At 47.8% G+C, this 23,339-nt stretch carries 16 protein-coding genes and 1 tRNA gene; 16 read left to right on the top strand and 1 reads right to left on the bottom strand.

Annotation, left to right across the window (positions count from 1 at the left end; translation table 11 throughout):
- Window positions 1-43: 43 nt before the first annotated feature.
- The 12 genes from CWE22_RS02450 to CWE22_RS02505 all read left to right on the top strand — a co-directional run bounded on the left by CWE22_RS02450 (window position 44) and on the right by CWE22_RS02505 (window position 16,760).
- Window positions 44-373, top strand: coding sequence for a hypothetical protein (locus tag CWE22_RS02450; RefSeq protein WP_169929799.1), 330 nt, complete (start codon window positions 44-46; stop codon window positions 371-373).
- Window positions 373-657, top strand: a complete 285-nt coding sequence (locus tag CWE22_RS02455) for a YeaC family protein (RefSeq protein ID WP_169929800.1) — start codon at window positions 373-375, stop codon at window positions 655-657. The genes CWE22_RS02450 and CWE22_RS02455 overlap by 1 nt, the downstream gene beginning before the upstream one ends.
- A 4-nt stretch (window positions 658-661) precedes the next feature.
- Window positions 662-1,162: a GAF domain-containing protein gene (locus tag CWE22_RS02460; protein WP_169929801.1), complete on the top strand. Its 501-nt coding sequence runs from the start codon at window positions 662-664 to the stop codon at window positions 1,160-1,162.
- Window positions 1,163-1,453: a hypothetical protein gene (locus tag CWE22_RS02465; protein ID WP_169929802.1), complete on the top strand. Its 291-nt coding sequence runs from the start codon at window positions 1,163-1,165 to the stop codon at window positions 1,451-1,453.
- The gene (gene proQ / locus CWE22_RS02470; protein WP_169929803.1) at window positions 1,446-2,075 is read left to right on the top strand and encodes an RNA chaperone ProQ; all 630 of its coding nucleotides are present in this window, start codon (window positions 1,446-1,448) and stop codon (window positions 2,073-2,075) included. Before CWE22_RS02465 ends, proQ begins: the two co-directional genes overlap by 8 nt.
- An 11-nt stretch (window positions 2,076-2,086) precedes the next feature.
- Window positions 2,087-4,138, top strand: a complete 2,052-nt coding sequence (prc, locus tag CWE22_RS02475) for a carboxy terminal-processing peptidase (RefSeq protein WP_169929804.1) — start codon at window positions 2,087-2,089, stop codon at window positions 4,136-4,138.
- Between the two features lie 78 nt (window positions 4,139-4,216).
- Window positions 4,217-5,683 carry a Na+/H+ antiporter NhaC gene (nhaC, locus tag CWE22_RS02480; protein WP_169929805.1) on the top strand — a complete coding sequence of 489 codons (1,467 nt, stop codon included), beginning with the start codon at window positions 4,217-4,219 and terminating at the stop codon, window positions 5,681-5,683.
- Between the two features lie 7 nt (window positions 5,684-5,690).
- Complete coding sequence (gene pepN, locus CWE22_RS02485; protein ID WP_169929806.1) at window positions 5,691-8,318, top strand: aminopeptidase N; 2,628 nt, start codon at window positions 5,691-5,693, stop codon at window positions 8,316-8,318.
- A gap of 196 nt (window positions 8,319-8,514) precedes the next feature.
- Window positions 8,515-13,374, top strand: coding sequence for an NAD-glutamate dehydrogenase (locus CWE22_RS02490; RefSeq protein ID WP_169929807.1), 4,860 nt, complete (start codon window positions 8,515-8,517; stop codon window positions 13,372-13,374).
- Window positions 13,374-14,381, top strand: a complete 1,008-nt coding sequence (locus CWE22_RS02495; RefSeq protein WP_211618655.1) for a quinone-dependent dihydroorotate dehydrogenase — start codon at window positions 13,374-13,376, stop codon at window positions 14,379-14,381. Before CWE22_RS02490 ends, CWE22_RS02495 begins: the two co-directional genes overlap by 1 nt.
- Before the next feature lie 58 nt (window positions 14,382-14,439).
- Window positions 14,440-14,994 (top strand): cell division protein ZapC domain-containing protein, encoded by a 555-nt coding sequence (locus CWE22_RS02500; protein WP_169929809.1) that lies wholly within the window; start codon window positions 14,440-14,442, stop codon window positions 14,992-14,994.
- Entirely contained in the window at window positions 14,991-16,760 is a 1,770-nt protein-coding gene (locus CWE22_RS02505) for a bifunctional 2',3'-cyclic-nucleotide 2'-phosphodiesterase/3'-nucleotidase (RefSeq protein WP_169929810.1), read from the top strand. Before CWE22_RS02500 ends, CWE22_RS02505 begins: the two co-directional genes overlap by 4 nt.
- A gap of 30 nt (window positions 16,761-16,790) precedes the next feature.
- Here CWE22_RS02505 and CWE22_RS02510 read toward each other — a convergent pair.
- Window positions 16,791-16,867 (bottom strand) — tRNA-Met (locus CWE22_RS02510).
- Window positions 16,868-17,109: 242 nt separating this feature from the next.
- Between CWE22_RS02510 and rlmKL the strand changes: the two genes are divergently transcribed.
- From rlmKL to CWE22_RS02530, 4 genes are read left to right on the top strand one after another with little or no spacing between them, the layout of a single operon-like run.
- Entirely contained in the window at window positions 17,110-19,224 is a 2,115-nt protein-coding gene (gene rlmKL / locus CWE22_RS02515) for a bifunctional 23S rRNA (guanine(2069)-N(7))-methyltransferase RlmK/23S rRNA (guanine(2445)-N(2))-methyltransferase RlmL (RefSeq protein ID WP_169929811.1), read from the top strand.
- Entirely contained in the window at window positions 19,217-19,459 is a 243-nt protein-coding gene (locus tag CWE22_RS02520; protein WP_169929812.1) for a glutaredoxin family protein, read from the top strand. Before rlmKL ends, CWE22_RS02520 begins: the two co-directional genes overlap by 8 nt.
- A gap of 6 nt (window positions 19,460-19,465) precedes the next feature.
- Window positions 19,466-21,391, top strand: a complete 1,926-nt coding sequence (uup, locus tag CWE22_RS02525; protein ID WP_169929813.1) for an ATP-binding cassette ATPase Uup — start codon at window positions 19,466-19,468, stop codon at window positions 21,389-21,391.
- Window positions 21,392-21,398: 7 nt separating this feature from the next.
- Entirely contained in the window at window positions 21,399-23,165 is a 1,767-nt protein-coding gene (locus CWE22_RS02530) for a DUF3466 family protein (RefSeq protein WP_275069050.1), read from the top strand.
- Window positions 23,166-23,339: the final 174 nt, after the last annotated feature.

Consider the following 23,339-nt stretch of genomic DNA (forward strand, 5'->3'; position numbering starts at 1 on the left):
CACTTATATTGCCTAGTCTGTAGTCTGTTTTTCGAGGAATAGTATGGCGCTGATTGAATGCCCTTCATGCACGAAACGTATCTCTGACAAATCAACTTCTTGCCCATTTTGTGACTTCAAACTGGCTGGTTTATCACCGCAAGATCAAGATCGCGAGTGGCAGCGTATACAACAAGAGAAAAAAGACAAACTCCTGAGCCAATCGATGCTCGCTTTGATTATTGCAATTGGTGCCTTTGCATACATGTATCTGGCGCAACCTTATCCAGAGAGTTGGCAAGCCCAAGTGGCCTATGGTTTGATCATTGTCTCAGTCATCTGGTTTGTCGCGAATCGTATTCGTTTGTTATTGATTAAAAAGAAGCGTCGTTAATGGAATTTGAACAGCTCGTTGCAAGTATTACTCCTGCAACTTTTGAGAAACTTATTCAGGCCGTAGAGACTGGGCGCTGGGCCGACGGTGTTCCGCTGAGCGATCAGCAAAAGGAACACACGGTACAGCTGGTACTTGCTTATCAAGCCAAATACCTTCCATCGGATGAACCGTTTCGCGTTGGGAAGGACGGCTTGTTGGTCACTAAAAGCAAACGCGAGATGCGTGATTCCATTGAACCCAATCAAACGATTGCGACTTTTAACTTAGCTTCTGGTGATTAACTTTATGCAAACGACGTTCGCTTCAGAACCAACATCAACCGATGAGTTTGACTACACCATGTTGCTCGAGCAAGCTCGAGCGATAACCGCTGGTGAACCAGACCTCATCGCAAATTTGAGTAATCTGTCAGCCTTGGTCTACGATCAATTAACTGATGTGAACTGGGTTGGATTCTATCTTGTCCGGGAACCAGAACTGCTGGTGTTAGGTCCGTTTCAGGGAAAAGTCGCCTGCATCCGCATTCCGTTTACGCAGGGTGTATGCGGTGCTGCAGCACGGACCCATGAAACACAACTAGTTCGCGATGTTCATGAATTTCCTGGACATATTGCTTGTGACGCAGCATCGAATTCCGAAGTAGTTGTACCATTGATGGTGAAAGGGCGCGTAGTGGGTGTCTTTGACCTCGATAGCCCCAGCGTCGGTCGTTTCAGTGAGCGGGATGCTGCGGGACTTACTCAACTCGGTCGCTTTATTGAAACACTGAATTGGGCCTCGTTATAAATGCTGAGTGATTTCGACATCTACGCGTATTTAGTTTCGCAGCAAGATATGATTTTCTTTGATGAGCATGCAGAGACTGCTACTGACCAACTCAATGAAATGTTACATTACATCACGGATTATAGTGATGCGGATGATACACTGGAACAACTTGAAGAAGTGGTGCGTCGCACCCTGTTTGAGTGGATTGAAAACCCCGAACTTTTAGCTCTTGATAGTGAAGAGATGCAAGTTTACATAATGGACCAACTGGCGGATGTCCGCCAGCAGGACGTGGAAGAAGATGACTGAAGTAAAAAAATTGTCGAATAACAAGGAAGTATTGGCGTATTTGGTGGAAAAATTTCCTGCCTGTTTCTCTATTGCTGGAGAAGCAAAGCCTCTGAAAATCGGAATTTTTGAAGATCTTGCATCACGACTTGAAGACGATGACGCAGTCAGCAAAACTCGGATTCGAACCGCGTTACGTCATTACACCAACAGTTGGCGTTATTTGCGGGCTGTAAAAGAGGGCGCGATGCGCGTTGACCTCGATGGCGCTGATGCAGGTTTGGTTGAGGCTGATCATCAGCAACATGCACAGGAAACGCTCGCACAGTCGAAAGCAGTCGTCGCTGAACGTAAAAAAGAGGCGAAACCTGCCAGTACTGAAAAGACGGTGCGCCCCCCAGCCAAGCGCAAAGAGCAGAGTAAACCGCCACGGCGTGCAAAAACGAAAGCGGCGCCACCAAAACCAAAACTTCAAACTGAATTGGCAACCGAATTCCCAGTTGGGAAAGCTGTGTTTGTCAACGCAGGGAATACCCCGGTTGCTGGCGAAATTATTGAAACAATTGGTAACGATGTTCAAGTGCAACTTCACAATGGCCTCACGGTCAAAGTGAATAAAGCGGCTATCTTGGTCGCCAAATAGGAGTTGTTGTTATGAAATATGGGTTATCCAGTCTGGCGTTTGCAGTAGCGGTTGTCTGTCAAAGTGCAGCAGCGATTCCACCTGCACATGAACCAGCCGATTTACCGCTGTTAGAGCAAGCGGACCAACACGCGACAGTGAGCCAGCGGGTAACAACTTATTTCACGCGCTACCATTTCAAGCAAATGGAGCTCAACAACGAACTATCGAGTGAAATTCTTGATCGTTACTTGGAAATGCTCGACTACAACAAAATGTTCTTGTTGCAAGCCGATGTTGAAGCCGCTGCAGAATACGAAAACCTGTTTGATGACATGATTTCAACGGGTAAGTTGAAGCCCGCTTACAGCCTCTATAACGCTGCACTAAAGCGTCGTTTCGATCGGTATGTTTATGCATTATCGTTGCTCGATCCGGAACAACCTTTCGACTTCACGATTGCCGACGACAAGTATCATTATGACCGTGAAGACGCACAATGGGCGGCGACAGAGGCTGAACTCGACGAATTATGGCGACAACGTGTGAAATATGACGCGTTGAATCTCACCATGACTGGAAAAGAGTGGGCCGATGTCGTTGAGACCTTGGAGCAACGGTACAACGGTGCATTGAAGCGTCTGACTCAAACGAACAGTGAAGATGTCTTTCAAACCGTCATGAATGCATTTGCACGCAGTGTAGAAGCGCATACCAGTTATCTATCGCCGGCCAATTCTGAACGCTTCGAGCAAAACATGAACTTATCGCTGGAAGGCATTGGCGCGGTGTTGCAAGCAGACTATGACTATACCGTCATCAGTAGTTTGGTACCCGGCGGCCCAGCAGATAAGTCGGGGGAGATTGCCCCTGAAGACAAAATTGTTGCTGTTGCGCAGGGAGATGATGAAGATGCCGAGTTTGTTGATGTTGTAGGCTGGCGTTTAGACGAAGTGGTTGAGCTGATCAAAGGTCCAAAAGGGTCTACGGTTCAGCTGCAAGTGATCAAAGCCAATCAAAGTGTCGGATCTCCACCGCAAGTCGTTTCGATTGTTCGTGATGAAGTGAAGCTCGAAGATCGCGCCGCGAAAGCCGAAGTGAAAACGCTCGAAACAGGACCTTATGCAGGCCGGAAGATGGGCGTCATCACGATTCCAGGGTTTTACAACCAATTGACTCGTGATGTGATGGACCTCATTGACGAGATGACGGCAGCTGAAGTCGAAGGCCTTATTATCGATCTTCGTGGGAACGGCGGTGGCGCATTAAGTGAAGCGATTACCTTAAGCGGTTTGTTCATCGACAAAGGTCCGGTGGTACAGGTTGCTGATGGTAGCGGTCGCAAAGAAATTAATGGTGATCGCGATAATGTAACGTACTACGACGGTCCATTGGTGGTGATGGTGAATCGTTATAGTGCATCAGCTTCCGAGATTTTTGCGGCCGCCATGCAAGATTATGGTCGAGCTGTCATTGTTGGTGAAAACACTTACGGTAAAGGAACTGTCCAACAGCATCGCGGACTTGCGCGCCGCTTTGACTTTTTCGATGAGCCACTGGGTAGTGTGCAATACACTATCGCCAAGTTTTATCGAATTAACGGTGGTAGTACGCAAATGCGCGGCGTCAACCCTGACGTAACTTTTCCATCATTCCTGAACGCGGATGAGTTTGGTGAAAGTAGTCAAGACAACGCCTTGCCCTGGGATCAACTCGAGTCAGCGCGCTATGCTCCGTTAAAGGAGTTTGAACCGACACGTGTGAATCAGTGGCAGCAGACCGTAGATGAGCGTATTCAGGAAAATCCTGAATTTGTTTATGTATTAGAAGATATAGAAGAATTCAAAGCTGACCAAGATCAAGCGTGGATTAGCCTCGTATTAGCAGAGCGTGAAGCCGAGCAGGAACGCGAGGATGCGAAGAAGTTAGAACGAGCGAATGCGCGTTTGGTTCGTCTCGGGAAAGAACCGGTAGAAAAGCTGGAAGATTTACCGAATGAAATTGAAGTCGAAGATCCCTATTTGACTGAAACCATCGCATTAAGTTTTGATATCATTGACGACTTAAAACTAGCTATGAATTAAAGGTTTGAAGCAAAGGCCGCGTCAAGCGGCCTTTTCTCATTCTATTTACTCATTATCACAATAATAACGAGAGCTAAGATGCAGCCCGAAAATGCCACGGCACCACGCCAACCTACAATCTTTCAAGCTTTTATCCCACTGATCGTATTAGTTATTTCACTCGGTACTTCTGTTTATCTATTCGGTGAAGATTCGTCTTACGGACCCAATCAAATAGCGTTGTGGGTTTCAGCAGGTGTCGCGGTGCTCATTGGTTTCTACAACAAGTACAGCTGGGAACAAATAGAAGATGGTGTAAAAGAGGGCATTTCAGTCGCTCTTGGTGCGATGTTGATTATCCTAGCTGTAGGCTCTTTGATTGGTACTTGGATGCTCTCAGGCACAGTACCGACTATGATCTACTATGGCCTCGAACTGATTAACCCAAATTTGTTCTATGCGGCGACTGCACTGATCTGTGGCATTGTCGCATTGGCGATTGGTAGCTCGTGGACAACAGCTGCAACGATAGGTGTTGCACTTATGGGCGTCGCAGCGGGGATGGATTTGTCCCTACCTATCGCTGCAGGAGCTGTCGTTTCGGGTTCCTATTTTGGTGACAAGATGTCACCACTTTCAGACACCACCAACCTAGCACCTGCCGTTGCGGGTAACGAATTATTCGCGCACATTCGCTACATGAGTTACACCGCCATACCAGCGTATGTTATTGCGTTAGGTATCTTTCTAACACTTGGTCTAAATACGGATACCAATGTCAGTCTCATGCAGCTAGAGCGCATGCAATTGGATTTAGCCAACTCGTTTGAAATCAGTTGGTTGATGTTAATCCCGCTGGCCGTCTTGTTGTATTTGGCTGGGACTCGCAAACCAGCATTACCAACAGTATTCTTCGGCGCGCTACTGGGCGGGGTCTGGGCAGTACTCTTTCAACCAGAAGTTGTGGTCGGTATGGCCAATGGTGGCAGTTCCGCCGTTGCCCAATTGAAAATCGTTTGGCTAGCATTGACCTCTGGCTTCTCGATTGATACTGGCTCTGCGCAATTGAACGATCTTTTGAATCGCGGTGGCATGGAAAGCATGATGAACACTATTTGGCTGATTATTAGTGCCATGGCGTTCGGTGCCATTATGGAGAAGCTAGGCCTGCTCGAACGTTTATTTATGGGCGTTCTAAAGATGGTAAAGAGTACCGGCAGTCTTATTACGGCGACCTTGTTTACGTGCTTTGGCGCGAACGTTCTGACCGCCGATCAATACATGGCCATTGTGATTCCAGGACGAATTTTCCGTGAGGAATATGCGCGTCGTGGATTGGATTCACGTGTACTGTCTCGAACCTTAGAGGACAGCGGTACGCTTACTTCTGCACTGATCCCTTGGAATACCTGTGGGGTATTCATGTTTGGAGCACTTGCTGTGAGTCCATTAGAGTACGCGCCATTCGCGTTCTTTAACTGGTTAGTGCCGATGATCGCAATTATATATGCCTATACCGATTTTAGAATTCTGAAGATAGAACCCACTCCAACTTCTGCTGTGTGAGATTTGTATGAGTAGTCAAAGCCAAGCACAAGCCAAATTCCGTGAGGATTACCAAGCGCCGCGGTTTCGGATTGAAACCGTGGATCTTAGCTTCCGTTTGGAAGCAACCGCCACTCGTGTCACCAATCGTATGCAATTGCAACGATTGGCTGCAGGCCCACTGGAACTCGATGGTGAACAACTTCAGTTAGAATCTGTCGCCATCGACGGTAGAGAGCTTGATGCTTCCCAATACGAAGTTTCTCCTTCTAAATTAGTCATCGCAGACGTGCCAGAGCATTGTGAGCTGACGATCGTTACGCAAATCAACCCCAGTACGAATACCGCACTCGAAGGTTTATATCTAGCCGCTGATTCATTTTGTACGCAATGTGAGGCGGAAGGCTTTCGTCGGATCACGTATTATCTTGATAGACCTGATGTGCTCGCTATCTTTACCACAACCATTCACGCTCCCCAGCAGTATCCGTATCTATTAAGTAACGGCGATAAAGTCGACGCGGGAAGTGATAGTGACGGTTGGCATTGGGTTACTTGGCACGATCCACATCCAAAGCCTGCCTATCTTTTTGCCTTGGTAGCAGGTGACTTCGACCGCTTAGAGGATACCTTCATTACGCGCAGTGGGCGGCAGGTGTCACTTGAACTTTATGTGGACCGCGGGAATAGCAGTCGCGGCACCTATGCCATGGAATCATTGCAACGAGCCATGCGCTGGGATGAAGAACGGTTTGAACTCGAGTATGACCTCGATACCTATATGATTGTAGCGGTCGATTTCTTCAATATGGGCGCGATGGAAAATAAAGGCCTGAATGTCTTTAATTCGCGCTATGTGCTCGCCGACCAAGCGACCGCGACCGATACCGATTTCGTGAACATAGAGGCGGTGATCGGACACGAGTATTTTCACAATTGGACTGGCAACCGCATTACCTGTCGAGATTGGTTCCAATTAAGTTTGAAAGAGGGCTTAACGGTCTTTCGTGACCAAGAGTTCAGCTCTGATTTAGGTTCCCGTGCCATTCACCGTATTCAGGCGATTCGGACTATCCGTGGTCGCCAGTTTGCCGAGGATGCCAGCCCCATGGCGCACCCCATACGTCCGGACAAAGTGGTAGAAATGAATAATTTTTACACGGTGACAGTCTACGACAAGGGAGCAGAAGTCATTCGGATGCTCCACACTTTGCTGGGTGAAGCTGGTTTCCAACAGGGCATGAAACTCTATGTTGAACGCCATGACGGTCAAGCGGTCACCTGCGAAGACTTTATCGCAGCCATGGAAGACGCCAACGACTATGATTTACAACAATTTCGCCGATGGTATAGCCAAGCAGGTACACCTGAGGTTGTCGCACGCCTTAATTATTCCAAGACCAACAAAACGGCAACGTTAAAGCTAACGCAATCCACACCGGCAACACCAGGTCAAAAGCATAAACAACCCATGGTGATACCGATTCGATTGAGTGCTTATTCGAAAGCAGGGCGCAAACTAGCATTGCAGTCGAATGACGCGTGCACAGGTTCCGAGTCAGAAGGCTATTTGTATACGCTGACCTCTGAAACAGCCGATTTAGTATTTACTGACGTGCTCGAGGAGCCCATTTTTGCAATGTTGGAAGATTTTAGTGCGCCAGTGCGTTTCGATTATCCACAAACGAGTGCGGAATTGACGGTGTTGATGGCCGCGGCAGATAGTGAAGTGACGCGTTGGGAGGCAAGCCAAAAGCTGTTTACCCAATACATTCTTACTGCAGTGCGCAAGAATACAGATATTGCACTCGATCTCCAAACCGTCGCGGCATTACAAGAGTTTCTTGCCGCCGATATCGATCCGGCTTTACAAGCGCTGGTGCTGCAACCACCAGAGCTGGAAGAGTTGGCGGAGCATTTTGATGTCGCTATTCCATTGGAAGCTTTGGATCGCGCTCGACGCCAATTAATTCAGCAAATTGCGGCCAGTTTAGCGCCGCAATTTGAGCGTCTAGTCGATAATTACCGTGCGCGTCAGCCGCGCTATACAATAGCGAGTGATGCCATAGCAGAACGGGCGCTAGTCAATTTGGCACACTACTATTTAGCTCTGCATGAACCGCGCCAATTCGGACCTTGGGTTATCGAACACTTCGAGCGAGCAGATAACATGACGGTGCAAAATAGTGCACTAAACTCTTTGATTCAGCTCAATTTAGAGGGGCGCGAGGACTGTTGTCAGAAATTTAGTCAACAATGGCGAGAGACACCACTCGCATTAGATAAGTGGTTTGCTGCTGAGGCTTCATCACCACAGCCTGATACTGTTGAGCGCGTTACCGCGTTGCTTGCGCATCCAGGCTTTTCGTTACAAAACCCCAATCGGGTGTATGCTCTGATAGCCAGTTTCAGTCGGAATATGCTGCAATTTCATCGGGCTGATGGCGCCGGCTATGCGTTAGTTGCCGACGTAATTCAACGCTTGAACACCAGTAATCCACAAGTTGCAGCGCGTCTGATTACACCATTTTTGTCTTGGCGACGATTTGACTCGGATCGTCAGCAACAGATGAAGCAGCATCTTGAAATACTGAGTAAGCTACCGCAGCTCGCCCGCGATTTAGACGAAAAAATTTCGAATAGTCTTGCTGCATAGTGAGCGCTTTTTAGATAAACATGCAAAACCTTCTCATAATCATGTTCAGGCCACTAAAATCGTGGTCTGAACACTTGTTTTTCCACATTTAAATCATTGAATAACAGCTGTGAATGTCCGACAATATCGACACGAATGGTCTATGCTGTAAAAGCATAGTCACTTAGACACTACCCTCGATGACAAGGACACCAGCATGACTGCGTTTGGCGATAGCCAGATCCCCGTAATTTTGCAGAAAGTGGCCGATCTGATTCAAAAGCGAGCAACGGATCGACCAGAGATCATCAAAGATTTTGCCTTGAGGTTATTCAAGAACATTTCACCGAATGATCTGGCACTGCGCAATGACAGTGATCTGTATGGTGCCGTAGTAGGGTTGTGGCATAGTTTTAATGAGTACCAACCCAGCGAAAAAGCGCTGATCAAAGTGTTTAATCCTGAGGTGGCTCGGCATGGCTGGGAATCATCACATACCATCATTGAAATTATTCAGTCGGATATGCCATTTATGGTGGATTCGATTCGAATGGCTTTGTCGCGACTGGGTATCAATTCGCATTTGTTATTGCACCTTCCCATCAGTCACAAACGCAATGACCAAAATGAAATTATTGAGCTGCTGAAAGCGGGTACCCGCAATGAAGATAACGAGGTCGATACGGTCTTTTTAATCGAAGTGGATCGGCAGAATAGCAAAGAAGCAATTACCTTATTAAAGCGTGAACTCGCATCGGTGATGGATGAAGTGACGTTAGCGGTAGCTGATTGGCAGCCGATGCGCGCGAAACTGGAAGAAATTGCTCATAGCTTGAGTGACATCAAGTATCCGGGGCCGAAGCAGAAGCTCAAAGAAGCACAAACTTTTCTGAAATGGCTGTCCCAAGATAACTTCACATTAATGGGGTATCGACGTTACGACCTAGCCGCTATTGAAGGCGATTACGTGATTCGGCAGCAAGCAGAATCGAGCCTTGGTTTAATGCGTAAGTCCGCGATCAATAAAGAACGTTTGGTCTCCTCATTGCCTGAAGTAGCGCGTGACCTGACCTTTGACGACAACTTATTGCTGGTTACGAAAACGAACTCTAAGTCACGTGTCCATCGCCCAGCCTATAGCGATTATATTGGCGTCAAGCGCTTTGATAAAAACGGCAAGGTCATTGGCGAGGATCGCTTCATCGGTCTCTATTCGAGCTCGTTCTACAACAACAGTGCGCGCGATGTGCCGTTGGTAGGCGACAAAATTCAGCGCGTTATGGAAGCGTCTGGTTTTGCGCTCAATTCACATGCGGCTAAAGCATTACTCAATATTCTCGAAACCTATCCGCGTGACGAAATCGTCCAGGCGAGTGAAGAAGACCTGCTCGACGTTGGCTTAGGCGTGTTGCAAATGCAAGAGCGCGACATGACACGTTTATTTGTGCGACGTGACATATTTGGCCGCTTCGCCTCTTGCATGGTTTATGTTCCTAAGGAACGTTACAACACGCTATTGCGGCAGCGTACACAAAGCATTTTATCCACGTCACTGAAAAGTGATCGTGAAGTGGACTTCACAACTTATTTTTCGGAATCTTCTTTGGCACGGACACATTACACCGTGCGCATTGGTGACCACGTACAGGACATTGACGTGAAAGAACTTGAACAGAATCTAATTGAAGCAGCACGTACTTGGGAAGATAACTTCGAACGTATTCTTCGGAGCACTTTCGGTGAGGCTCGAGCGAATGGCTTGAATAAGCGTTACGCAAATGCATTCCCGCGTGCTTATAAAGAGGAAGTTCTGCCGTCTATCGCTATTGCAGATATTCAGCAATTGGAAGCGTTGGATGAAGATAACAAACTCGGCATGCTGTTTTATCGACCACGTGAAGAGAATGAAAATAGTAAGAAAGTTCGCTTAAAACTTTTTCATAAAGACGAACCGATTCATCTGTCCGATGTGCTTCCGATGCTGGAAAACTTTGGATTGCGAATCATTGGTGAGAGCCCATACCAAATTAAAACGACTGATGGCAAAGTCTATTGGGTACTTGATTTCCAAATGCTGCATAGCAACACCAAGTTAGATTTAGAGGCCGCTCGTGACTTGTTCCAAGATGCCTTTGCCAAGGTGTGGTCAGGACATTTTGAGGACGATGGGTTCAACCGTTTGGTACTCAGTGCCGGCTTGACTGGTCGTCAAGTTGTGATTTTGCGGATGTTTGCTAAATATATGCGCCAAATAGGCACCACTTTTAGCCAAAGCTACATTGAGAGCACGTTCAGCAAGTATCCGTTGATTTCAAAACTCGTCGTGAAGTTGTTCTTTACCAAATTTGAGCCCGGTACGAAGTCACGCGATAAGAAAATTGAAGCGCTTGAAACCCGTATCAATAACGAGCTTGAGAATGTCGCAAACTTAGACGACGATCGTATCATTCGACGCTACGTTGAATTAATTCTAGCCGCGTTGCGTACGAACTTCTTCCAAGCCGACGCGCAAGGTAACGAGAAATCATACATTTCTGTGAAGTTTCTTCCAGAAATGGTACCGGAAATGCCGTTACCATTGCCTAAATATGAAATTTTCGTGTATTCACCAGCCGTTGAAGGCGTGCATCTGCGCGGCGGGAAAGTTGCTCGAGGTGGGTTACGTTGGTCGGATCGTCGCGAAGATTTCCGTACCGAAGTGTTGGGCCTAGTGAAAGCGCAGCAAGTGAAAAACACAGTGATTGTGCCTGTGGGCGCGAAAGGTGGATTCTTCTGTAAGCATTTACCAGAGGACCGCGAAGGGATGCTGGAGGAAGGAAAAGAGTGTTATCGCACCTTTATTCGAGCGTTACTCGACATCACCGATAACATCGTCAATGGTGACGTAGTTCCCCCTGAAAATGTGGTTCGTCATGACGAAGACGATACCTATTTGGTCGTTGCAGCAGACAAAGGTACGGCTACATTCTCTGATATCGCCAATAGTATTTCAGCCGAATATAACTTCTGGCTAGGTGATGCATTCGCTTCGGGCGGATCTGTAGGTTACGACCACAAAAAAATGGGTATCACCGCACGCGGTGGCTGGGAGTCCGTTAAACGGCACTTCCGCGAGATGGGCGTCGATTGTCAAACGACTGATTTTACGGCGATTGGTGTCGGTGACATGGCGGGTGACGTATTCGGTAACGGGATGTTGCTGTCGAAGCACACGCGCTTAATTGCTGCATTCAACCATATGCACATCTTTATTGACCCTGATCCACAAGCGGCGCGCTCGTTCAAAGAGCGTGAGCGGCTGTTTAATTTGCCTCGATCAGGCTGGGACGATTACGACAAGTCTCTGATTTCTCAAGGTGGTGGTGTCTTTTTACGGAGTTTAAAAGCTATTGAGCTGACTCCGGAAATGAAGAAGCTATTCAACACTCAGAAGAAATCGATGACGCCAACCGAGATGATCCGAGCCATTCTAACCATGCCGGTTGATTTGCTTTGGAACGGCGGTATTGGTACCTACGTGAAGGGATCGAAAGAGACCGACTCTGATGTTGGAGATCGCGCCAATGACGCCTTACGAGTTAACGGTAAAGAGTTGAAAGCTAAAATAGTCGGTGAGGGTGGTAATCTCGGCTTCACCCAATTAGGACGCATCGAATACGCACGCAGCGGCGGTCGAATCAATACTGATGCAATCGACAACGTCGGTGGCGTAGATTGTTCGGATAACGAAGTTAATATCAAAATACTGCTGAACGGATTAGTTCTGAATGGTGACTTAACGCGTAAGCAACGTGATAAATTGCTGTATGACATGACAGAAGAAGTTGCACAGATCGTTTTAAAAGACTGTCATCGCCAATCACAATCTATTTCCGTGACCGGTTTGCGTGGACCTGACCAAATCAAAGAAATGCAGCGCTTCATTCATCACCTCGAGCGTGAAGGCCAGCTTAATCGCTCGCTTGAATTCTTGCCTGATGACGATGAATTAGCGGAACGACAAGCAACGGGCAAAGGATTGACTCGACCTGAGCTAGCTGTGATTACAGCGTATGGCAAAATGGTTCTGAAAGAGCAATTGTTAGACGATGCGATTATGGCGGATCCTTTCCATGCCCGCTCGTTACTCAATGCGTTCCCGAAACCGTTGCAAGAACATTACGCTGAAGCGATGCAAGCACATCCATTGCGTGCACAGATTATTGCAACGCGTCTTGCCAACAATATTGTCAACGACATGGGTCCCAACTTTGTTTTCCGTAAGCAAGATGTGACCGGTGCAACGGTTGCTGAAGTAGCGTCAGCTTATGTGGTTGCGCGTGAATGCTTTAATTTGCGCGGGCTCATGGAGCAAATAGAAGCGGGTAATAATAAGATACCTGCTGATGTACAAAACCAAATGTTGTTCCAGTTACGCCGGGTCGTGCGTCGCGCAACGCGATGGTTCCTGCGTCATCGGAAACCAAATCTGAATACCATTCAAGAGCATCTTGATTTCTATCAGGCAAGCTTCAATGATTTGCGCAAGAACGCTTTGGATTATCTGGTTGCGGATGAGCGTGGGCAAATCGAGAAGAATATCGAGAAATTTGAAGCTCAAGGTGTTCCGGCAGCGCTCGCGAAACAGATTGCCTTGCTGACCACAGTATTCTCGGCGCTGGATATAGCCGATATTGTCAACGAAACTGGGCGTAAGGTTTCGTTAGTGGCAGAAGCCTACTTTAATCTGGGTGCCAAGGTGTCACTGCATTGGTTCTTAGATCAGATCAATGGTCAACCGGTTGATAACCATTGGCAGGCGCTTGCGCGCGCAGCGTTCCGTGAGGAGCTCGACTGGCAACAGCGTTCATTGACGATGAGCATGTTGAACACGGCTGATAAGAAAATGGATGCACAAGCGGCACTTGCGGCTTGGTTGGATCGGAATCGGGTGTTCGTAGAGCGTTGGCAACATATGCTGACTGATTTCAAAACGACCAAGACACACGAGTTTGCGAAATTCTCAGTTGCGCTCCGTGAGTTGATGTTACTCAACCACAACTGTTTGACGACTGCGCCGGCAGCATCAAGCCTATGATGTATGATCTCGCCCGCGCGCTCCTGTTTCGACTAGAGGCAGAGCGTGCGCACGATTTAACGATTGGGATGCTCAGTCGGGGACAACGCACCCCGCTGGCATCACTGTGGCGGCAGCAGGTCAGCGGCCAGTCGCGCCAAGTGATGGGGCTCACATTTCCGAATCCTGTAGGTTTAGCCGCTGGTCTTGATAAAAATGGTGCCTGCATCGATGCCTTTGCCGAGATGGGCTTTGGCTTTATCGAAGTTGGCACTGTTACGCCGCGACCGCAGTCCGGTAATCCAAAGCCACGGTTGTTTCGTTTACCTGCTCATGAGGCGATTATTAATCGCATGGGCTTTAATAACCTTGGTGTTGAAGCCTGTGTGGAGAACATTAAATCGATGCGCTTTCGCGGCATCCTGGGCGTCAACATCGGTAAGAATAAAGACACTCCTGATGAACAGGGGGTAGATGACTACCTCTATTGTATGCGTCACGTGTATCCCTACGCGAGTTACATTACAGTCAATATTTCATCACCGAATACGCCTGGATTGCGTGCATTTCAGCATGGTGCTGCATTAGCCGATTTACTGGCGCAATTAAAAGCAGAACAAGCAAAACTCCACCAAGAGCACGGTCGCTACGTGCCATTGGCAGTGAAAATCGCACCAGATCTGTCTGCCAGTGAAGTAGCCGATTTTGCGGCGGCCTTATTGTTGCACGATATTGATGCCGTGATTGCGACCAATACTACGTTAGATAGAAGTACGGTAGCAGGGGCCGAGCATGCTGAGGAAGCAGGCGGTTTGAGCGGTAAAGTTCTGTTTGACACCAGTACAAAAATTGTTGCCGCACTCGCCGAACACTTAGCTGGTAAAATTCCAATTATCGCAGTTGGCGGAGTAGATAGTGTAGCGACAGCACAAGCCAAACTTGCTGCAGGCGCCTCACTCGTTCAGATCTACACCGGCTTCATTTATCACGGCCCTAAACGTATCAAAGAAATTGTTGAGGGCTTGTAAAATGCCTGAGAATTCGGTAGCTTTAAGCCACTTCAAATAACAACAACAGGGACAAACTGTGCAGGCTTCGAGTGCATGGCGCTGGGTCTATAACCCAGAGCAGCAACAGCTCAGCATCGAATTGGGAGATGGTCTCAGCCATCCATGCCCTTATAAAACGTCTCGTTTGGCGCCCCTGTACGCTATGAATGCTGCATTTACTCTCGAAGATGCGCAAGCTTTTCAAACCATCTACGACGCACTGCACGCTCTCGACCGCTGGTCACCTATGCTGATTATGCAAGCGGCGCTTAACAATGCCATTTTGCAACGGTTTGGTCGACCACAGATGCCACAAAGCTGGCACTTTCAGCAAGCTGAAGATACGGTCTTTGACCAGTTTGAAGCCGGGGTGCCAGTGTGTTTGAATTCTGGCTTTGCAAACGCTGAATTTGTGCTGTTAGCCGCCGATGACGAATTTGCGGAGTGTATGTTGTTAGACGAATCCATGGCGTTGTCAGAAATTAAAGAAATCCGTCAATTCGATGTCATCAAAGTTCTGCATAATCGTATGCAAGAACATCCGCTCATGCGTTCCTCACAGCAGCTTGATATCGTTCCCAAGCAAGCATGAGCGCAACACTGGGTTTCAAATACCTTGGAGTGGTTAGCTTAGTCACTATGCTCGTGTCGACATCACATGCCACAACTCCTATTTCCGCGACGCTGCGTCTCATCGCAACGAGCGATATACATGGTGAGGTAACTGGAGTTGACTATTTTACGGGAGCTGTTGTTCAGCGCGGATTCATTCACACCGCCGCAACTATTCGTGAAGCGAAAGCGGAACAACCTAATCATGTCTTGATTGACAATGGCGATCTGATCCAAGGTTCACCACTGGCAAGTTGGGCGCAGCAACATAGCCTCGATAAAAACCCAATTATTCAAGTGCTAAATCATTTGCAATTTGATGTTGCCAATATTGGCAATCATGAATTCAATTTTGGTCTAGAGGCATTATGGCAAACTTATGCGCAAGCGAATTTTGCGGTGATGAGCGCGAATATCGAGGCACTCGAATCAGCTGCCATTCGACTACCGGAGTGGTTACGCCAGACTGTAGTACTTGATCGTACACTGCAAGCTGCAGATGGTTCAATTCATCCAATTAAAATCGGTTTTGTGGGCATCGTCCCGCCGCAAATCATGATGTGGGATCAACAACATCTGCAAGGCAAGATTCGTACTCACGATATGCTCATGACCACCGCACGCGGCGTCGCAGAAGTCCAAGAGCAGGGCGCTGACATTGTCGTGCTCGTGGCTCACACAGGGATGCCCAAAAATACTTCACTACCAACCGATGCCGAACAAGCACTCCACCGCATTGCTCAAACTCCAGGTATCGATGCCATTTTATTCGGCCACCAACATGAAGTATTTCCAGGCACTCAGGTGTATGACGAGTTGCCTGACGTTGATAGTGTCAATGGCAAAATCCACGATATAGCAGCGGTTCAGCCTGGGGTGTATGGTTCCCACATTGGTATCATCGACCTCCAACTGCAGCGCCATCATGGTGTATGGCAAGTACTATCAAGCCACAGCGAAGCGCGGCCGATTTCTGTAGCGAAAGCAAAGGATATCGAGGCACTGGTTGCAGATGCGCATCAACAAACTCTGGAATACGTCAAGCAACCGGTCGGTACTACAGCGATTGACTTGGATCATCGCTATGCTCGGGTCCAACCGACAGCATCCATGCAATTCATTCATGAAGCGCAACTTTGGCACCTAAGGCAAATCCAAGATGCCGAAATTCGGCAACAGCTCGGCACACTTCCTGTCGTGAGCGCCGCAGCACCTTTCGTGACAGCTCTGAGCGAAGATGATACGAATTATACGCATATCGAAGCAGGCGCGGTAACGTTAGGGGATATTGGTGATTTGTATCGCTACCCGAATACCCTGGAGCTCGTTCGCATCAGTGGTCGTGAGTTGAAACAGTGGTTGGAACGAAGCGCTGAAGGTTTTGTGACTGGTCGGGCTGAATCGCCCTTTAGTTACATCAACACAAAGATGCCCAGCTATAACGTTGATAGTTTTTATGGGGTTGAGTATCAGATAGACCCAACCCAACCCATTGGAGAGCGTATCAATAGTTTACGGTATCAGGGCAAGCCCATAGCAGCGGAGCTAGTCATCTTAGTAGCTACCAACAACTATCGAGCAGCAGGCGGAGGTGACTTTGCAGGATTGAATGGCAGTCAATCAATCTATCGTAGCCCAGATGAAATTCAAAAGATTTTGGTCGATTTTATACAGCAATTGCCCAATCAAAACTATCAGTCTGATTTAATAAAGAACTGGACGATTGAAGGTTTATCAAGCAAATAGATAGAAGGGTATTCAGAAGACACAGAAGATTGGTTGCGGGGGCAGGATTTGAACCTACGACCTTCGGGTTATGAGCCCGACGAGCTACCAGACTGCTCCACCCCGCGTCCGAGTGAAGCGCATACTACGGGGTTCACTGACCGAACGCAAGCGGCATTTCATCCAGTTGCTTACTTAATCAACAATAACGCTATCAACCGCTGATTATTTGAGCGTTTTGCTGTTTCTACCTGCAATATCGCTGCCATGGCATACAGACGAATCGAATTTCGGTATACTAGCGCCGATTCTACACACAGCTACAAGAGTACGTTGTTACGTCTGCTCGCTACAGGAAAGAACTATCCCTATGTCCCAACACCTGCAACTATTTGCCACCTGTGCTAAAGGTTTTGAACCCTTATTATTCGATGAATTAATCGAGATAGGTGGCATTGAGGTCAAACAAACACAAGGCGGCTGTTGGTTCCAAGGCACGCAGCGTGAAGCTTACTTAGCCAATCTTTGGAGTCGCTTTGCAAACCGCATCCTTCTGCAGCTCGGCCAATGTCCAATTACACAAGTCAGCGCGATACCGGCAGAAGTTCAAGCGACCAATTGGAGTCAGGTATTTGACCCCGCTGAGCCGTTTATTGTTGATTTCCATGGACGTCACCCAGAAATTCGGCATACCCAATTCGGCGCTCAGCTCATTAAAGATGGGATTGTCGATTACTTTCGTGCGGAAGGTGTTGAACGACCATCAGTCGATAAACACGCCAATGTACGCATCTACGCACATGTCCACAAAGATACCCTGACTTGGTACTTGGACTTGTCAGGTGAAAGCCTACACGTGCGCGGTTACCGCCAACAACAGGGCAGTGCACCGTTACGTGAAACTCTCGCGGCAGCGGTATTAAAACGCGCAGGAATGTCAGCAACGGTCAATACAGTCTGCGATCCGTTTTGTGGTTCCGGCACCTTAGTGATTGAAGCAGCCATGATCGCGCTTGATCGTGCACCCGGTCTTACCCGCACTCATTGGGGCTTTACGAGTTGGCGACAGCATCAACCGGAGTTGTGGCAATCTTTGCTCATCGAGGCACAAGAGCGCTTTGCGGCCGCCTCTGCGCAATCCTCATTCCACGGTTATGGCAGTGACTATGATGCACAGGTCGTCGGAATTGCTCGGACCAATGCGCAACGCGCTGGCGTCGCCGATTTCTTAACTTTTTCGACCCAAGAAATGACCACCGTAACTGCACCTGCAGAGCAAGGGTTGCTGGTGTGTAACCCTCCTTATGGGGAACGATTGGGCGAAGAGGTTGAGACTTTACTGCTCTATCGTCGTTTAGGACAACTATTAAAGCAGCAGTTCCATGGTTGGCAGGCTTCTGTTCTCGCCGGCGATGAGACCTTATTGAAACGCTTGAAGTTACGCAGTAAGAAAAAGTACAAGTTAATGAATGGTGCGTTAGAGACATCATTAGCAAACTTTGATTTGACTGAAGAGCAAGTTGAGTTCACTCAATCGCAATCAAATGATTTAGGCAATAGGCTTAAAAAGAACTATCAAAAGCTCGAGAAATGGGCTGCGAAAGAGGGGGTAAGTGCTTGGCGCCTATACGATGCGGATTTACCTGAGTACAACGCAGCAGTCGATGTTTACAACGACTATTTGGTGATTCAAGAATATGCCGCACCGAAAGATATTCCGGAAGCTGTAGCTAAAGACCGCTTGTGGCACTTGATTGATACGCTGGCCCAAGAGCTGCCGTTTGCAGCAGACAAAATGACGCTTAAAGTGCGTCAACGGCAAGCGGGTAAGCAACAATATCAAAAACAAGAACCCCGTGGCTTAACGACTGTGGTACATGAATACGGTGTACAGTTTGAAGTCAATTTGAGTGATTACCTAGATACTGGTCTCTTCCTTGACCATCGCTGGGCTCGCCGTGAGCTTGGACGCTTAAGTCAGGGGCGCCGGGTGCTAAATTTATTTGCTTACACCTGCAGTGCGTCGGTTCATGCTGCATTGAATGGTGCCGAAGAAGTCGTTTCAGTAGATTTATCCAGAACCTATTTGCAGTGGGGTGAGCGCAACTTCGCGTTGAATGGATTACGTGGTCGGCAGTATGACTTCATTCAGGCGGACTGTATCCAATGGCTCCGTGAACAGAGGCCACAGCAACGTTTCGACGTGATCTTTCTGGATCCGCCGACGTTTTCAAATTCAAAGCGAATGGATGACGTGCTCGACATTCAACGTGACCATATACATCTCTTGAAACTGGCAGCTCGTTTACTGAGTAACAATGGCGTCATTCTGTTCTCGAACAACAAACGCAAGTTTAAATTGGATGAAGCGGAGCTTGCTGAAGCGTTTTTACAAGCTGAAAACCTCACTGAACGGTCCATTTCGATAGACTTCGCGCGTCATAAGGGCATTCATTATTTATTTAAGGTTACCCATCGTGAGTGAGTTCTATTTATTGACGGGCGAGTCTTGTGCGCTGTGTTCACAAGCACTGCAGCTTCTCCATGGCTTGCCGTTAGAAGAACCTATTCGTCTCAACGTAGTGGCCATTGAGCAACAGCCAGAATTGTTTGAAGAATACCGCTGGTTGATTCCAGTATTGGTGCATGGCGCTACCGACCAAGAATTACGCTGGCCATTTACTGCCGAACAAGCACAACAATTTATTGAAGAGTTATAAGATTTCATGAGTATTTTACGAATACAGAATGCCCAACTCGCGTTCGGTAATGACGCAATTTTCGCCGGCATTGACCTCGTCATTGAAGCAGGCGAGCGGTTGTGTTTAGTGGGCCGAAATGGTGCTGGTAAATCGACACTGCTAAAAGCAATTGCTGGCACTGTGCAACTTGATGAAGGCAATATTCAAGCCATCAACGATGCCGTAGTAGCACGGCTACCACAAGATCCCCCAGCAAATTCCGCTGATTCGGTTTACGATTACGTTGCCGAAGGTTTGGCTGATGTCGGTACCGCTCTAAAGCGCTATCACGCTGTCTCTCAACAACTCAGCAGTGACGTCAGTGACGCACTCATGCGTGAATTATCTCAATTGCAAAGTGAGATTGAAGCTGCCAACGGCTGGGTATTGCAAACGCGTATAGAGAATATACTGACTCAGCTCGAACTTGATGCTGATATGACCATGCAGAGCTTATCTGGGGGCTGGTTGCGTCGAGTTGCACTGGCGCGAGCGTTGGTTGTAGCTCCGGATTTGTTGCTTCTCGATGAGCCGACCAACCACCTTGATGTTGAAATGGTGCAATGGTTAGAGCAAACATTACTCGAATTTAAAGGTGCGGTGCTCTTCATCAGCCATGACCGCGAATTTATCCGCCGCTTGGCGACTCGAATCATCGATCTCGACCGTGGTCATTTAGCGAGCTATCCCGGCAACTATGATCGCTACTTGGAGATGAAGCAGGAAGCGTTGGAAGTTGAAGCCAACCAGGCTGCGGAATTCGATAAGAAATTAGCACAAGAGGAAGTTTGGATTCGCCAGGGCGTAAAGGCAAGGCGGACGCGTAATGAAGGTCGTGTTCGTGCGTTACAAGCGCTCCGCAAAGAACGGGTTAAGCGGCGCGAGTTACAAGGTTCGGCGAAACTATCGGTGCAAGAGGCCCAGCGTTCCGGCAAACTGGTGTTTGAGGGTGAGAACTTATCCTTAGCCTTCGCTAATAAAGTCATTCTCGATGATTTTGCCTTACAATTGCAGCGCGGCGATAAAATTGCATTAGTCGGCCCCAATGGTTGTGGCAAAAGTACATTAATCCGAGTCATTTTAGGACAACAAGCGGTAGATTCTGGGCAATTAAAATTCGGGACTAATTTAGAAGTTGCCTATTTTGATCAACATCGTGCAACACTTGATCCCAAATTATCGGTTGCTGAGAATGTCGGCGACGGTAAACAGGACGTTACTTATAATGGTCGAACACGCCACATTCTGAGTTATCTGCAGGACTTCCTCTTTTCTCCCAAGCAAGCTCGTACACCAGTTCATGCTTTGTCCGGCGGCGAGCGTAATCGAGCCTTGTTAGCGAAGCTATTTCTAACGCCGAGTAATTTATTGATTCTCGATGAACCAACGAATGACCTAGACATTGATACGTTGGAGTTGCTGGAGCAAATTGTCGCAGAGTATCAAGGCACAGTGATTCTTGTGAGTCACGATCGTGAATTCGTCAACAACACGGCAACCAGTGTCTTGCTCTTTGAAGGCGAGGGCATGATTACTGAAATTGTCGGTGGTTTTACTGAAATTAATCATTACCTCGAAAGAAAGGCTCAACAAAGCTCGCAAAAGCAGGGAACTAAAGCAGTAGCCAAGCAGTCAGAATCAGCGAAATTAGGTACACAGGCTTCTTCTCAACCACGGAAAAAGTTATCCTACAAGCTTCAACGCGAGCTTGAACAATTACCAGCGCAAATAGAAGCGTTGGAACGCGAGCAAGAAGAACTCACAGCGATTGCCAGCGAACCGGAATTTTATACGAAGCCGCAAGCTGAAACTGGGCCTTTGTTAGACCGTTTAAGCGAACTCGAAATCATGCTCCTAACCGCGCTTGAGCGGTGGGATGAACTTGAAAATTTACAACAAGAGAGCAGTTAATTCCGCTATGAAATATTTTACGAAATGCACTTTATCCGTAGCCATTCTCATGGCTACAACGCAGTCGGTGAACGCCGATGTTTTCACCGTTACGGAACTCGAAACTCCGAGCAAAGTGCGTAACCTGTTTCCAGTTGCGATCAATGATCAAGGGCAGGTCAATCTATTAGGACGACTTCCTGAAGATATTCAGATTGATTTGGAAAGAATCACTGCTTCGACCCGCAGTCAATCGGGTATCCCGCTCGATATCGAAGATCCTGAAAGCTATGAGTTGAGCTACGCGCAATACACCAACTTGGTGTCTGCACTCGAAGACAATCGTAACAGTTTTTTGCAAAATCAGCGGGTTGGCTATAACTATCCAGCAATCTACAACGGTCAGGACATCACTTTTGTCACTCCACTCAACGATACCGATCCGGAGACTCCTGAGCGTGAGGCCACGAGTGACCATTATCTTTACGGTTTGAATCAAAATAACATCAGCGTTGGTGTCGGTACTGCGCCATATCGTGATTTAGAACATACCTACACTCCTGATGAGGACGCCGATCCTGCGACGATCCTATATTCTGAGCGAGATTTTACCGCACGGGCTATTTGGACGGATGGTAACAGCGTACAAACCTACGAACCCGTTGCTACAGAAGTTCTGGGAGGTGAGTCATTCATGTTCGACATTAATGACAGCAACCTCGCTGTTGGTCACATGAGCATGGAGTTATCGCCAGTAGCGGTTGAACGTGTTGCCGAATGTGAAGAGGAGGCGGCCGATCCAGCATCACCAGATCCGCTCTATGTCTGTGTCTGGGAATATTGGCACCAATTACAACGCAGCTCTGCTGCCAACATTGCACCCAGCCCATTTCAGCCGTCCAGCGTTCGTACCAATCAGAGCATTTACGATATGCGGGCGACCATGTGGCAATTAGATGCACAAGGTAACGTGATCTCAACGACAACCTTAGGCACTTTAATGGACCGCGTTGAAGAGGTAGAGGGCGAAGAGGCCGATCTCGGTAATTGGTCTAGTTACGCTTACGCTGTTAACAACAACGGTATTGCTGTTGGCCAAAGCTGGACCTATTTAGATTTCGACGGTGATTTTTCAACTCGCCGTATAAAAATGCCAGCTATCTACGCCAATGGTGAGGTCATTCCAGTCACCACCGAAAATAAATATTTGTGGGGCAGTGCGGATGACATCAACGATGAAAATATCGCTGTGGGCTTCCTGTTAACTAACATTCAAGGTGTTCAGCGCTACGTGGGCTACAGTTTCGATGTGGAAACGGAAACACTGTCTCTCATGCCCGGTTTCTTTAATGGTTCGAGCACCATTCCTACTGCCGTGAACAATGCCGGTATTGTGGTGGGTAGCGCAGAAATTGAAGCGTCATTGTCGACTCAAAGACGCCGTGTCGGTTTTATGTATGACTTGAACAATCCAGATGCTGGCTTTATCAACTTAAACGATACCGTTGCCTGTGAATCGGGCTATTTCATTGTTTCTGCAGAAGACATCAATGAGCAGGGTGATGTGGTGGCGACCGTTGTCGAAGCGAGTGAATACACGGATGAAGACGGTGAAGTCCAAACCGAACAAGTCGCGAAAACGGTTGTGCTCACTAATATTGGTGGCGAGTTGAACAACTGCGACGCAGAAGAGCAACTCGTGGAACGGCAAGGAGCAAGTTCTTCGCCATTCGCTTTCTTCGGTATGTTGTTGATTGGCGGTCTTATTACGATCCGTCGAGCTATGGCAAAATAGACGATAAATTGTTCTAAAAAAATCAGCTCATTTAACCAGCGGTATTTCATGGACTTAGTTCCGTTCCTGAAATATCGCTGGTTTTTTACATTGAACTCCCGTACAGAATTGCTATCTATTTAATAGAGCCGACAGAAAAACGTCATGCTCTTGTCATGAACGCAATGTAAGAAA

Origin of the sequence: Pseudidiomarina aestuarii, from assembly GCF_003987355.1 — a bacterium.
GTDB lineage: Bacteria > Pseudomonadota > Gammaproteobacteria > Enterobacterales > Alteromonadaceae > Pseudidiomarina > Pseudidiomarina aestuarii.

Coding starts and splice junctions, on each gene's coding strand:
- prc (WP_169929804.1), top strand. CDS start 2,087: ATGAAATATGGGTTATCCAGTCTGGCGTTTGCAGTAGCGGTTGTCTGT.
- rlmKL (WP_169929811.1), top strand. CDS start 17,110: ATGTCCCAACACCTGCAACTATTTGCCACCTGTGCTAAAGGTTTTGAA.
- CWE22_RS02530 (WP_275069050.1), top strand. CDS start 21,399: ATGAAATATTTTACGAAATGCACTTTATCCGTAGCCATTCTCATGGCT.
- pepN (WP_169929806.1), top strand. CDS start 5,691: ATGAGTAGTCAAAGCCAAGCACAAGCCAAATTCCGTGAGGATTACCAA.
- CWE22_RS02495 (WP_211618655.1), top strand. CDS start 13,374: ATGTATGATCTCGCCCGCGCGCTCCTGTTTCGACTAGAGGCAGAGCGT.
- proQ (WP_169929803.1), top strand. CDS start 1,446: ATGACTGAAGTAAAAAAATTGTCGAATAACAAGGAAGTATTGGCGTAT.
- uup (WP_169929813.1), top strand. CDS start 19,466: ATGAGTATTTTACGAATACAGAATGCCCAACTCGCGTTCGGTAATGAC.
- nhaC (WP_169929805.1), top strand. CDS start 4,217: ATGCAGCCCGAAAATGCCACGGCACCACGCCAACCTACAATCTTTCAA.
- CWE22_RS02455 (WP_169929800.1), top strand. CDS start 373: ATGGAATTTGAACAGCTCGTTGCAAGTATTACTCCTGCAACTTTTGAG.
- CWE22_RS02450 (WP_169929799.1), top strand. CDS start 44: ATGGCGCTGATTGAATGCCCTTCATGCACGAAACGTATCTCTGACAAA.
- CWE22_RS02505 (WP_169929810.1), top strand. CDS start 14,991: ATGAGCGCAACACTGGGTTTCAAATACCTTGGAGTGGTTAGCTTAGTC.
- CWE22_RS02490 (WP_169929807.1), top strand. CDS start 8,515: ATGACTGCGTTTGGCGATAGCCAGATCCCCGTAATTTTGCAGAAAGTG.
- CWE22_RS02460 (WP_169929801.1), top strand. CDS start 662: ATGCAAACGACGTTCGCTTCAGAACCAACATCAACCGATGAGTTTGAC.
- CWE22_RS02465 (WP_169929802.1), top strand. CDS start 1,163: ATGCTGAGTGATTTCGACATCTACGCGTATTTAGTTTCGCAGCAAGAT.